The organism is Mycobacteroides chelonae CCUG 47445, from assembly GCF_001632805.1.
Classification (GTDB): domain Bacteria; phylum Actinomycetota; class Actinomycetes; order Mycobacteriales; family Mycobacteriaceae; genus Mycobacterium; species Mycobacterium chelonae.
In genome coordinates this window covers 2,282,616-2,295,011 of the sequence record NZ_CP007220.1, presented here as the reverse complement: position 1 = coordinate 2,295,011, position 12,396 = coordinate 2,282,616, and the positions used below count along the sequence as shown (strand labels likewise).

General features: G+C 63.3%; 13 protein-coding genes. 7 read left to right on the top strand and 6 right to left on the bottom strand.

What is annotated here, in order from left to right; all coding sequences use genetic code 11:
• Position 1: 1 nt before the first annotated feature.
• Positions 2–1,198 (bottom strand): dephospho-CoA kinase, encoded by a 1,197-nt coding sequence (gene coaE / locus BB28_RS11260; protein WP_046253587.1) that lies wholly within the window; start codon positions 1,196–1,198, stop codon positions 2–4.
• 145 nt (positions 1,199–1,343) lie between these two features.
• Positions 1,344–2,789, bottom strand: a complete 1,446-nt coding sequence (gene rpsA / locus BB28_RS11255; RefSeq protein ID WP_030098083.1) for a 30S ribosomal protein S1 — start codon at positions 2,787–2,789, stop codon at positions 1,344–1,346.
• A 208-nt stretch (positions 2,790–2,997) separates the two neighbouring features.
• Here rpsA and BB28_RS11250 point away from each other — a divergent pair, with 208 nt between their 5' ends.
• Together BB28_RS11250 and BB28_RS11245 are read left to right on the top strand one after the other, a co-directional pair.
• Positions 2,998–4,161: a PrsW family intramembrane metalloprotease gene (locus BB28_RS11250; RefSeq protein WP_046253586.1), complete on the top strand. Its 1,164-nt coding sequence runs from the start codon at positions 2,998–3,000 to the stop codon at positions 4,159–4,161.
• Positions 4,162–4,204: 43 nt separating this feature from the next.
• Positions 4,205–5,686 (top strand): flavin-containing monooxygenase, encoded by a 1,482-nt coding sequence (locus BB28_RS11245; RefSeq protein ID WP_046253585.1) that lies wholly within the window; start codon positions 4,205–4,207, stop codon positions 5,684–5,686.
• On the opposite strand, the gene BB28_RS11240 is transcribed toward BB28_RS11245, so the two are convergent.
• Positions 5,683–6,138, bottom strand: a complete 456-nt coding sequence (locus BB28_RS11240) for a MarR family winged helix-turn-helix transcriptional regulator (RefSeq protein WP_046255745.1) — start codon at positions 6,136–6,138, stop codon at positions 5,683–5,685. The genes BB28_RS11245 and BB28_RS11240 overlap by 4 nt on opposite strands.
• A gap of 122 nt (positions 6,139–6,260) precedes the next feature.
• On the opposite strand from BB28_RS11240, the gene BB28_RS11235 reads away from it, so the two are divergent.
• A complete protein-coding gene (locus BB28_RS11235) occupies positions 6,261–7,463 on the top strand; it encodes an FAD-dependent oxidoreductase (RefSeq protein WP_046253584.1) in 1,203 nt (400 codons plus the stop codon).
• A gap of 9 nt (positions 7,464–7,472) precedes the next feature.
• Here the strand turns inward: BB28_RS11235 and BB28_RS11230 are convergent, their stop codons facing one another.
• Positions 7,473–8,246: a DUF2127 domain-containing protein gene (locus BB28_RS11230; protein ID WP_046253583.1), complete on the bottom strand. Its 774-nt coding sequence runs from the start codon at positions 8,244–8,246 to the stop codon at positions 7,473–7,475.
• Between the two features lie 70 nt (positions 8,247–8,316).
• Between BB28_RS11230 and BB28_RS11225 the strand changes: the two genes are divergently transcribed.
• A complete protein-coding gene (locus BB28_RS11225) occupies positions 8,317–9,081 on the top strand; it encodes a polysaccharide deacetylase family protein (RefSeq protein WP_046253582.1) in 765 nt (254 codons plus the stop codon).
• Here the strand turns inward: BB28_RS11225 and BB28_RS11220 are convergent.
• On the bottom strand, positions 9,078–9,932 hold the full coding sequence (locus BB28_RS11220; protein ID WP_046253581.1) for a phytanoyl-CoA dioxygenase family protein: 855 nt from the start codon (positions 9,930–9,932) through the stop codon (positions 9,078–9,080). The genes BB28_RS11225 and BB28_RS11220 overlap by 4 nt on opposite strands.
• Before the next feature lie 45 nt (positions 9,933–9,977).
• Here BB28_RS11220 and BB28_RS11215 point away from each other — a divergent pair, with 45 nt between their 5' ends.
• Together BB28_RS11215 and BB28_RS11210 are read left to right on the top strand one after the other, a co-directional pair.
• Complete coding sequence (locus BB28_RS11215) at positions 9,978–10,556, top strand: TetR/AcrR family transcriptional regulator (RefSeq protein ID WP_046253580.1); 579 nt, start codon at positions 9,978–9,980, stop codon at positions 10,554–10,556.
• Between the two features lie 56 nt (positions 10,557–10,612).
• Positions 10,613–11,047, top strand: a complete 435-nt coding sequence (locus BB28_RS11210) for a hypothetical protein (RefSeq protein ID WP_046253579.1) — start codon at positions 10,613–10,615, stop codon at positions 11,045–11,047.
• 16 nt (positions 11,048–11,063) lie between these two features.
• Here the strand turns inward: BB28_RS11210 and BB28_RS11205 are convergent, their stop codons facing one another.
• Entirely contained in the window at positions 11,064–11,849 is a 786-nt protein-coding gene (locus tag BB28_RS11205; protein WP_046253578.1) for an MBL fold metallo-hydrolase, read from the bottom strand.
• A 112-nt stretch (positions 11,850–11,961) separates the two neighbouring features.
• On the opposite strand from BB28_RS11205, the gene BB28_RS11200 reads away from it, so the two are divergent.
• Complete coding sequence (locus BB28_RS11200; protein ID WP_046253577.1) at positions 11,962–12,396, top strand: PPOX class F420-dependent oxidoreductase; 435 nt, start codon at positions 11,962–11,964, stop codon at positions 12,394–12,396.

Below are 12,396 nucleotides of genomic sequence, written 5' to 3'. Positions count from 1 at the left end.
ATCAGCTTGTCGCTGGTGTCCAGCCGGTCTCGTCGGCCCATGCCAGTGCGCGCGGATACGCCTGCGCGAACCACGGTTCCTTGGCTTCGACGTAGGCGGCCGTGTCCTGCGGGCCCTCCTGCGCCGTCCGCTCGGCAAGACGCTTGACCTCCAGATACTCCCCACGTACCTGCGGATCCGCGCGCAACCAGTCCCGGAAGATCAACGCGTAACGCTGACCCGGCCAACCGTCGACACGCAGGTGCACATGCGCGAGTCGGCCCGGATCCGCGGATGCGTGGAAACGCTTACCCCAGCGCGCGCCATCGCCCTCGTGCGGGTTATCGCCGGTGATCCGGTCCAGCCTCGGCAGCCCGATATCAGCCAGAGATCCCGCCAAAGCGTCTGCTACTTCCAGAGATTCAACCGTCACCTGGATGTCGATGACGTCCTTGGCGTCGAGCCCCGGTACCGCGGTGGAACCGATGTGGTCGATCCGCAGAGCCTTGGACCCGCACGCCACGGCAAGACGATTGATGATGCGTTGCGCCTGCGCGGGCCAGGTGGGATCGGCGGGCGCCAGCACCGGGTCGGCACGCACGTGCTGCCGAGTCCGCAGATTGATCTCATACGGCAGCAACCGGACGGCCCACAGATCACGGACTGTTTGAGCAAGCGCATCGGTATCGCCTGAATTATCAAGCCACACATCGGCAATGGCACGACGTTGCTCGTCGCTGGCCTGCGCGGCCACCCGGGAACGGGCATCTTGTTCATCCATGCCGCGATGCGTGACGAGCCGCGTCACGCGCGTCTCGATCTCCGCATGCACCACCAGCACCAGGTGATAGAAGGGCGCCAATGAGTTCTCGGTGAGCAACGGAATATCTTCCACCACAATGGCATCCTCACCGGCGGCGGCCATCAGTTCGGCTCGGCGGGCTCCGACCAGCGGGTGCACGATCCCGTTGAGCGTGGCGCGGTGCGTGTCATCCTGGAATGCGATTGCGGCCAATGCGGGTCGATCCAACGCACCATCGGGCCGCAGGATCGATTCACCGAAGGCCTCCACGAGCGCTGCCAAACCCGGAGTTCCCGGTTCGACCACCTCGCGCGCGATGACATCGCTGTCCACGATGAACGCACCGCATTCCGCGAGCGTCCGGGACACCGTGGACTTCCCCGCGCCAATTCCTCCGGTCAGGCCGATCCTCAACATGCCCGCAGTCTGTCACTCCCGGCGCGTTCACTATGCGTTGGGGGCGTTGCCCTCTCGGATTGCCCAGATATCGCCGCCCCGAGCTCACCGTCAACAAAAGAGGGCCCCGGTCGCGATGACCGGGGCCCTCCTTCAGAACACGTGCTTAGGCGTTGCCAGCCAGCTTCTCGCGCAGTGCGGCGAGCTGCTCGTCATTGGCGAGCGAGCCACCCTGCGAAGCCGAATCATCGGACCGCGAAGAGCCGTTCGAGGACGCGGCAGCAGCCTCCGCCTCGGCGGCAGCGGCGGACTTCTCCATCTGAATGGTGTGCATCTTGTGACGGCGCTCGGCCTCGGCGTACCGGGCCTCCCACTCTTCACGCTGCTTGTCGAAGCCTTCGAGCCACTCGTTCGTCTCGGAGTCGAAACCCTCCGGGAAGATGTAGTTGCCGGCCTCGTCGTAGCTGTCGGCCATGCCGTACTTCGAGGGGTCGAACTCCTCGGTGTAGTCCTCGTTGGCCTGCTTGAGGCTCAGCGAGATGCGGCGACGCTCCAGGTCGATGTCGATGACCTTGACCATCGCGTCGTCACCGACACCCACGACCTGATCCGGCACCTCGACGTGGCGCTCGGACAGCTCGGAGATGTGGACCAGACCCTCGATGCCCTCTTCCACGCGGACGAACGCACCGAACGGCACCAGCTTGGTGACCTTGCCGGGCACGATCTGACCGATGGCGTGGGTACGAGCGAAGTGACGCCACGGGTCTTCCTGAGTTGCCTTGAGCGACAGCGAAACCCGCTCGCGGTCCATATCGACGTCGAGCACCTCGACGGTGACCTCGTCGCCCACCTGAACCACCTCGGACGGGTGGTCGATGTGCTTCCAAGACAGCTCGGACACGTGAACCAGGCCGTCAACCCCTCCGAGATCGACGAACGCGCCGAAGTTGACGATCGAGGACACGACACCCTTGCGGATGGCACCCTTGGTGAGCTGGTTGAGGAACTCGCTGCGCACCTCGGACTGGGTCTGCTCCAGCCAGGCGCGACGGCTCAGCACCACGTTGTTGCGGTTGCGATCGAGCTCGATGATCTTGGCCTCGATCTCCTTGCCGATGTACGGCTGCAGATCGCGGACACGACGCATTTCGACCAGTGATGCGGGCAGGAAGCCGCGCAGGCCGATGTCGAGGATCAGGCCGCCCTTGACGACCTCGATGACGGTGCCCTTGACGGCCTCGTCCTTCTCCTTGAGCTCTTCGATCGTGCCCCAGGCCCGCTCGTACTGAGCGCGCTTCTTGGACAGGATCAGACGGCCTTCCTTGTCCTCCTTGGTGAGGACCAGGGCCTCGACCTCGTCGCCCACGGAAACGACCTCGTTGGGGTCGACATCGTGCTTAATCGACAGTTCGCGGGACGGGATGACACCTTCGGTCTTGTAACCGATGTCAAGAAGAACTTCGTCGCGGTCAACCTTGACGATGGTCCCTTCGACGATGTCGCCATCGTTGAAGTACTTGATCGTCTTGTCGATAGCGGCGAGAAAATCCTCGGCCGAGCCGATGTCATTGACGGCTACTTGCGGCGAGGTCACGGTGGGACTTGGCATGTGTTGGGTTGCTCCGGACAGGTTGTGTAGTAGGGACAGTTCTGCCACAGCTAGCTTCAGCTGCGGGCGTGCTTCGACCTCCGCACGTGCGGCAGAGATGGACTTCACCTTACTCGACTGCCCTCCACCAGGACAAACCCGGTCTCCTTGGCGAGCGGAGCCCCCGGGCGGATACCGCACCCGCGAGTAAGCGCGCAGCTACTCTTCGGTGGTGTCCTACGCGCCCGCACCCGCACCTATGCCACCCATCCCGGGATTTCCCCAGCGCATCAAAAAAGTCGGCGCACCGATCGGGGTCATCATCGCCCTGGCGCTGGTGACGGGATTGATTCTGGCCGGCCTGCTTCTCTCCAACCCCGTCGGCGCGATGATCGGATTGGTCCTGTCGAGCATCGCGATCGGGGTCGTCGTCCTCTGCTACCTCTGGCTGGACCGATGGGAACCGGAACCCTCCAGGCTCCTTGTACTGGCCTTCACCTGGGGTGCGTCCCTATCCGTCGTCGTCTCGATCATCCTCGAACTGGCCTTTGGGTCCGTTTTCGATCCCGAGGGCGGCACGACCTTCGCGGCGATAGCGATCCGTGCGCCCTTCATCGAAGAAGCTGCCAAGGGCGCCTTTCTGCTTCTGATGTTGACCGGCCGGCGCCGCCACGAACTCAACTCGCTCACCGATTGCCTCGTCTACGCGGGCATCACCGCCGCCGGATTCGCATGGCTCGAAGACATCGCCTACATCGGCAGTGGCAACACTGTCGGCGAGTCAGTAATTACCGCGATCCTGCGGCTGGGACTGGGCCCCTTCGCCCACTCCTTGTTCACCACCATGACGGGTATCGGCATCTACTACTCGCTGCGGCAACGCAGTGCCCTCGCCAAATTCCTGTGCATAGGTGCGGGGTACCTCGCGGCCGTCCTCATGCACGGACTGTGGAATGGCTCGTCATTCCTCGGATTCCAGGGCTACCTCGCGGTGTACGCGCTGTGGATGGTCCCCATTTTTGTGCTGATGATCGTGGTGGGGGTGCGCAGCCGACGCAAGGAACAGCATGTCGTCGCCGAGAAATTGCCGGGGATGGTGGCCGCCGGACTGGTCACCCCCAACGAGGCCACCTGGCTGGGTTCGATCAAGGATCGCAAGCACGCCATCGCCGAAGCCAGACGGATCGGCGGTGGTCCCAGTGGTGCCGCGGTGAAGAACTTCGCGGCACAGGTCGTCGAGCTGGCGTTCGTACGCGACCGCATAGAACGAGGCTCTCGCGACCCGCGCGATATCGCCCTGCAGACCGAAGAGGCGTACGCGGTCATGGCCGCCCGGGCCGCCGCTCCGGTCTTGCAAGCACTCTCGGGGTATCGCGCACCTGCCACGGGGTAGCGTGAGCATGGGTGTTGTCTAGTCAAAGGCGATCAGGAGCATCATGGCCGAGATCTCGGAGCACGACCTACTTGACGTTCTCATTGTGGGAGCCGGAATATCCGGCATCAATGCCGCCGTCCGATTGAGCGCGGCGGGCCGCAGCTTTCATATCGTCGAGCGCCGGGAACGCATCGGCGGGACCTGGGACCTGTTCCGGTACCCCGGAATCCGATCCGACAGCGATATCTACACACTGAGCTTCGGGTACCACCCCTGGCACGAACGCAATACCATCGCCGACGGCGCCGACATCCGTGACTACCTGGAGAACGCCGCCCGCGATTACGGCATCGACGGCCAGATCACGTTCTCCGCCAAGGTTACTGGGGCCGACTTCCGTACCGATACGGACACCTGGGCGGTGCGGGTCGACACGCCGGACGGACCGACGACCTACCGGTCCCGATTCCTCTACCTGTGCACCGGCTACTACAACTACGACGACGGCTACACCCCCCAATTCCCGGGCATCGCCGATTTCGCCGGAAAGCTGATCCACCCCCAGCACTGGCCTGAAGACCTGGATTGTTCGGGCAAGGAGGTAACGGTTATCGGCAGCGGCGCCACGGCGGTCACGCTGGTGCCCTCATTGGCACGTGCCGGAGCAAAGGTGAGTATGTTGCAACGCTCCCCAAGCTACGTCTACCCCATCGACCGGGCCGATCGCGTCGTCGGTGTGGTTCGAAAAGTGCTTCCGCCCAATCTTGTTCAGCATTTCGCCCGGATCTGGCTGGGCGGGTTCAGCTGGATCATGTACCACGTCTGCCGTAGGGCTCCGGGATTCGCCAAATGGTTCATCAGGCGCCGGATCTCCAAGCGGCTACCTGCCGACTATCCGGTCGACGTTCATTTCAAGCCGCGGTACAACCCGTGGGATCAGCGCGTATGCGCCGACACCGATGGAGATCTCTTCGAGGCGATCAGCGCTGGTGGTGTCCGCATGGTCACTGACACCATCGAGTCCTTCACGCCGTCGGGAATCCGGCTGGGATCAGGTGAGGAACTGCATGCCGACGTCATCATCACGGCGACAGGCCTGAACCTTCAGATTTTCGGGGGCATCGCACTGAGTGTGGACGGCTCCCCCATTGATTCTCCAAATCGGTTCATCTACAAGGGATACCTGATCGAAGGGGTACCGAACGCCGCATGGAGCGTCGGTTACACCAACGCGTCATGGACGCTGCGCGCCGATCTGAGCGCGCGGGCGGTGGTGCGACTTCTCGACTACATGGACCGCCGTGGTTACACCCATGCGTATCCGGACCGGCATGGCGAGGAGCTCGAAGCTCGACCGTTCTTCAACCTGTCATCGGGCTATGTGAGTCGCGGCGGTGACCACATGCCACGTTCCGGCGTGAAGGGCCCCTGGGCCATCCGGCACAACTATGTGCTGGATCTTCTTGCGTTCCACCGTGATCGAATGGACGAGAACATGCGCTTCGGTACCGCGAAGTCACAGGCCGTTTCCTCGGCCGCCTAGCGCCTGGGGTCGATGCCCGAATCATCAAGCCCCGCCAGGTGCGAGAGCACTCGAAGAAACACGTCGCGATCTGCCGGGGAAACACCAGCCAGGATCCGCTTCTCATTCTCCCGAATCGCTTTCTGCACTGCGGTAACGGTTTTACGACCACCCGCCGTCAATGACAGCAGATTACTGCGCCGATCGCTGGGATCGGGCTGACGGTTGATCAGCTTCCGATCCTGCAGATCGTCAAGCACGGCAATGATCCGGGTACGGTCCGCGCCTATGGAGCTGGCCAGACTGGCCTGACTACTCGCCTCGTTGTCCCTGAGCGCGGTCAGCACGGCGTACGCCCACATCGACAGACCGTGGGCTTCCAGCAGCGGCAACTCCGCACGTATCAGCGATCGTCCGAGCGGAACCATCAGCGCCGCAAGGTCAGGCCGGGCATCTGGATTCTGTTGCGCCACGAGTATCAGGGTAGACGACGTCGCGAGATCGTATACTTTGTAAATCATAAGCATGCGCATATCAGCTACCGCATTGCACGAGTGCGCCCCGCCCCAACCGGTTCGGGCGTAGCGTCCCGGGTATGACGCAAGTTCTGCAGACTCAGGTGTGCGTTGCCGGCGGCGGCCCCGCCGGGCTGGTGCATGCACTCCTGCTGGCGAGGGCGGGGATCAACGTCGTCGTCCTGGAAAAGCACGCCGACTTTCTGCGTGATTTCCGCGGGGATACCGTGCACCCCACCACCATGCGCATCATCGATGATCTCGGGTTCATCGATGATTTTCTGCGGCTGCCACACCAGAAGGTCGATCACATCGCCTTCGATGGCGACGGCAGACTGCGCACCTTCGGTGACTTCCGCGCGCTCAAGTGGTTGGGATACAAACAGCCCTACATCGCATTCATGCCCCAGTGGGACTTCCTGGACTTCCTGGCCGAAAAAGCCGAGCAGTACCCGGAATTCACCCTTATCCGCAACGCGGAAGTCACCGGCTTGATCATCGAGGGTGAGCGCGTGGCCGGGGTACGTACACCGGACCTGGAGGTGCACGCAGAACTGGTCATTGCCGCGGACGGACGCACCTCAGCGGTACGCGCCGCTTCGGGACTGGACACTGCCAACGAGAGTTCGCCGATGGATGTGCTGTGGTTCCGGCTGAACCGGCGACCGGGCGATCCCGATGAGACCTTCGCGGTACTGCGTCGAGGCCTGTTGTTGGCCATGATCCATCGCGGTGACTACTGGCAGGTCGCCCATCTCATGCCCAAGGGGGCGGGACCGCAGAACGGCACTCTCGACGCATTCAAGGAGCGCTTGATCACCGCACGCCCGCAGCTGCGTGAGCACGTGAACGATCTTCACTCCTGGGAGGACACCAGCCATCTGGATGTCCGGGTTGATCGACTCAAGACCTGGTGGCGTCCGGGTCTGCTGTGCATAGGCGATGCCGCGCATGCCATGTCGCCTGCCGGTGGTGTCGGCATCAATCTGGCGGTCGCCGACGCCGTGGCTGCCGCGAACATCCTTGTGGGGCCGCTACGCCGGGGACGCGTCACCGATGAGGACCTCGCCACGGTGCAACGCCGACGTGAGCTCCCGACCAAAGTGGTGCAAGCGTTCCAGGTGTTCGTCCAGGACAACGTGATCGAACCGGTTCTCACCGGCGACCTGTCCCCGATCAAACTGCCGTTCTTCGTGGGACGGGGCCCGCTCAAGTTCATACCCCCGATCGCGGTCGGCAGGGGTTTGCGTCCTGAACGCGTGCACACCCCAGACGTGCACTAGGGGCGTGGCTCAATGCTCGTGCAGGTTCTCCGCCAGCGTGGCCCGTTCGACACTCAGCAGACTCTCGGCGCGATGTTCCTCCTCGTACGCCTTGCCGCCACCGTTGAGCCCGAATAGCCGCTTGCTCCACAGCAGCCACACCACGGCCACGATGTTGACCAATAGCGCCAAAACCCGGAGAACGGTTTGCTTTTCAATCAGCTCGTAGATCTCCAGCGGCAAGAAGATGCTTGTCGCGATGACGGCGAAATATTCGCCCCAGCGCTTCATCAGCCACAGACCGAATGCCTCGATGAACTCAATCGCGGCGTAGGCCCCCAAACCCACCGCCACCCACATCAACGTCGACGACGACAGCGCGAATGCCTCGCCGATATGACGAATGATCTTGGAATTGTCCGGGTTCCAGCCGATCTGGTTGGCCAGCGGCCGGATCAGCGGAAGCTCTCGCTCGAAAACCTGTTGGAGATGTTCGCGCGATCCGCGGACCTTCACCACGCCCACCGCCAGCAAGACGAACACCAGCCCGCGGAACACACGCTCGACCGCGAGTATCCGCATCAAGGTCCGGTCGCGCAGCAGCCGTCCGCGCGGAATCTCCGGTGCGGTATCGGCCGGTCCGCGGTAGCGCGGCGCGCCCACCACAAAGGTCTCGCAGCGCAGACAGCGCCACGCCTCCCCGACCGGTGTCTCGACCCACAGCCGTTCCCGCAGCGGCTGCTCGTCCGGAGCGAATGTCGCGTGTCCTCGCAGACCGCACGAGCGCAGAGCAAAGTTGATCACGGAAGAAACGGTAGCCCGACACCATCTGCCACGCCGCACGATATACAGGTTCCGGCGCTACCCTGTCGTCGTGTTCGACCGTCGCCGGTTTCTCACACTGTTGGCCGGAGCTGCCGCAGTGGGTGCCGCTGTCGTCGAATCCGTCTCCGCGGCTGCCGACCCCGGCACCTCAGCGGGAGCCGGCAGCGGAGGACTGACGCGGGTGCCGTTGCCCGGGGGCGGTGCCTTGACCGCACTGCCCGCGCGCACCGACGGTCAGCGATTGCTCGCGTTGACCCTTGACGACGGCACCGATGCGAATGTGATCGCCGCCTATACCCAACTGGCGCGTGACACCGGAATCCGCTTGACCTACTTCGTCAATGGGGTGAACGCGGGATGGACGCAGAATGCCCAGCTGCTGCGTCCACTCGTCGACAGCGGGCAGATTCAGCTGGGCAATCACACCTGGTCTCACCCAGACCTCACGACACTGACCGCCGCGCAGATCGATGACCAGTTGACGCGCAACACCAAGTTCCTGACCAACACCTACGGGGTCAACCCGGCGCCGTTCTTCCGGCCGCCGTACGGAAAGCACAACACCGCAACCGATTCGGTCGCTCAGGGGCTCGGCTACGGACCGCCGGTGCTGTGGTACGGCTCGTTGTCAGACTCTGGTGTCGTCACGCCGCAGTACATCGTGGACATGGCCCGCAAGTACTTCAACCCGCAGGCCATCGTCATCGGCCACCTCAACCACCCCCCGGTGACCACCGTTTACCACCAGTTGCTCGACGTCATCGGGGAACGGCAGCTGCGCACCGTGACACTCAACGACGTCTATCAGCACTAGAGCGAGGGGGCGCCCGGCTCCAGCAGCCGCTTGGGATGCATACCGTCGACCTGACCGATAAACGGCGGGTGAATGCTGTATCCGAGCATCCGGCGAATGTCCTCCGATACGGCGCGAACGGTGTCCCGAGTCATCGACAAGGTGAACGCCTCCTGCGGGCGCAGCCACGGCTCACAGTATTGAGCGGTCAGCGCCAGCCGTGCGGCACCAGATCGGTTCGCACCGCCGCCATGCCAGAGCGTGCCAGGGAAGAACACACAGGAACCCGCCTTCATCACCACGGGTTCACGCTCGGCTTCTTGTGGCCGGCGATCGCCCCAAAGATGGCTGCCCGCAACGATATCGGTGGCGCCGTTGTCGGCGGTGAAATCATCTATCGCCCAGATCGTCGCGGCGCCCAAACCGGCACGGGGACGCGGAATGGGATAGAAGCCGTCGTCGGTGTGCAGCATCTGAGCTTGCTCGCCGGGCAGGATGTTGATGACCTGCAACATCGACAGCAGATAGTTCGGCAGGAAAAGCCGATCCAGGAGCGCCAGGACGCGTGGGTGATCCGCAATCCGGTCACACGCACGTGTCTTGTTCAGCACGCTGTACACCCGCTGAGTGGTATGTCCTTCGAACCCGTTCCGGCCATGCAGATTCAGCAGGGGCGCAACGGCATCCCGAATCTGGACCAACTCATCAGCGGTCAGCAGATCCGGCAAGATCACGTAGCCGTCGCGGCGCATCGCCGCCAAGTCCGCCTCAGCGACAGCAGGATCGATGTCCTGGCCGCTACTGGTGGTCCGTCGGTGAGTCCCGGCCAGGTCGCCGTTCAAATCCACCAACGATGACACTTCCGCGCTCATCGCAACTCCTGAACATAAGATAATTATGTTTTGTACGATCACATAGTGGCACGCCCCTCAATCGGACGTCAACAGCTCATCGACGCTGCCCGTGACGAACTTGTCCGCGGCAACGGGGTGATGGATCTCAGCGGATTGACCCGCCGAGCCAGACTCACCACCGGCGCTCTCTACCATCACTTCGGATCAAAAAGCGGCCTGCTCGCCGTCATTTATGACGAGTTCTACGAGGGTCTCGTCCACGCGATCGCCGACGCGCATCTGGCCATGGACACCGACTGGCATGTTCATGAACTGGAGCGCACCCGTCGCTTCGTCGACTATCACGTCGCCGATCCGCTGGCGCCGATCCTGCTCAACCGCGCCGCACTGGATCCCCAGCTGGCCGAGCTGGAAGCGACCTACCTGCAACGCATTAGCCACAACGCCGCCAAGAACATCCGTCGCGGTCAGAAACTGGGTCAGTTGCCCGCAGACATCGAACCCGACAGCGCGGGAGCCTTCATCATCGGCGGAATTCGGTACGGGATCGCGCAACAGCTCCGCCTGACCCCACTCCCCGCACCCGGGCAGATCACCGACCGACTGTGGCGCCTCATCTCCGCAGCCCTGGGAGCCGACTGAACCGCCGCGTCGGGAAACCTCGGCCAGATCGATGACACATGGGCGATACTCCCTGCATGCGTTCGATACCTGTGGGCCGCACGGCCGCTCTCACCCTCGCCGTTCTTGGCGCGGGACTCGTCTCCTGCCCGACGGCAATGGCGGCACCCTCCGGCGAGGTCGCGCTCTGTTTCGATGGCGACGTACGCGTCAGTGCCTGGCAGGCCAGCCAAGCCGATGCACGTCGCGACCTGATCCCCGGCACGCTCAACATGAACGCCACGGACGGTCTGGCCGGACCCAAGCAGGCGTATTTCCAGTGGCGCAACCTGACCACCGGCGCTGTCGGCGAAGCGCACGGCGACGGGTCGGGCACTGCAGGAGCCTCGATCTACAACGTCGTCACCGGCCCCGGCCAGGTAGAGATCACCACCGATTACGGCGGCCGTTCCGGCTTCTTCTGGAATGACGAAAACATCGCCCACTGCACCGGGACCGTCACCGTCGTCTAGATACTCCGATTGGCACTCAAACAACCTGTCGCGCAAGCCGCGCGAACGCCGCGGTGTCATGGCTGCAGAACACCGTGACGTCCTCGGCCTGTTCGGCGACCAACTCGGTGAGGCGCCGCATGTTCTGCCATTGAGCACGCGGGCGACTCGGGTGTGCGGTGATCATGTGCATGGCCCTGCTCGCGGTGGTCAGCGGGCCGGTGCCGATCGCATGCGGCTCGGTATAGGCATCACCGGCATGCAGTAGCCATCCGTTTCCCGTGTCGACGGCGACGCCGACATGGTCCCTTGTGTGTCCGTACAGAGGCACAACCAGAATCTCCGGCGGCAGCCCGTTGAGGTCCCGAACGGCGTCAAAACCGAACCACGGTTCGCCACCATCAAGCTCGTTGATCTGCCAGTTGACTCCATGCCCACACAATTGGGCAGTGCGGTAACGGATTCGATCGACGAGGGTTGGCTGCCTGCTGGCCCGAAGCTCGGGCCCGTGCACGTGCACGGTCGCCGACGGGAAATCCGCGAGACCGCCGGTGTGGTCGTAATCCAGATGGGTCAGCAGTACATGTCGTACGTCGGCCGGGTCGTAACCGAGCGCCGCGATCTGTCGCACCGCCGTCTCGCTCTCCCGCAGCACAGGTCCGATGGCGTGCCGTGTCCACCCGAGTAGTCGCGGATTTCGGACGCAATCGAGACCGAACCCGGTATCGATGAGCACCAATCCGGAGTTCGGCGTCTCCACCAGCACGCAGTGGTCCACAAATCCGAATGCCATTGTGCCGCAATTGAGATGGTGGACCTTCATATCTCACCTCACCATTGCCCCAGCCCAGTCTCCGTTCACAGTATCTTTTCGGTCCCATTCTTTCGGGTCGTCTGCGCGGAATACCGGCCCGATGCGCCCGGTTCGTGCAGATATGAATGCTGCCCCGCAGTTCGATCCGCATGCGCTCATCGCCGACAGCCGCATCGGCGTCCTGGCGACCATCAAATCCACTGGACTCCCGCAGCTCTCCCCCGTCACCCCGTTCTACGACCGCGACCAGGGCGTCATCTACGTCTCGATGACGGATGGCCGTGCCAAGACCGTGAATCTTCGCCGCGATCCCCGCGCCGCGCTAGAGGTCACCAGCTCGGACGGATGGGCCTGGGCAACGGCCGAGGGCGACGTAACCCTGACCGGGCCCGGTGCGGACCCTCACGGGCCCGAAGTCGAAGCGCTCATCGACTACTACCGCAGCGCGGCAGGTGAACATCCCGATTGGGAGGAGTACCGCTCGATCATGGTGTCCGACCGACGCGTCCTAATGGCGTTGAAAGTCAAGCGTGTCTATGGCGAGAAACTGCGCTGA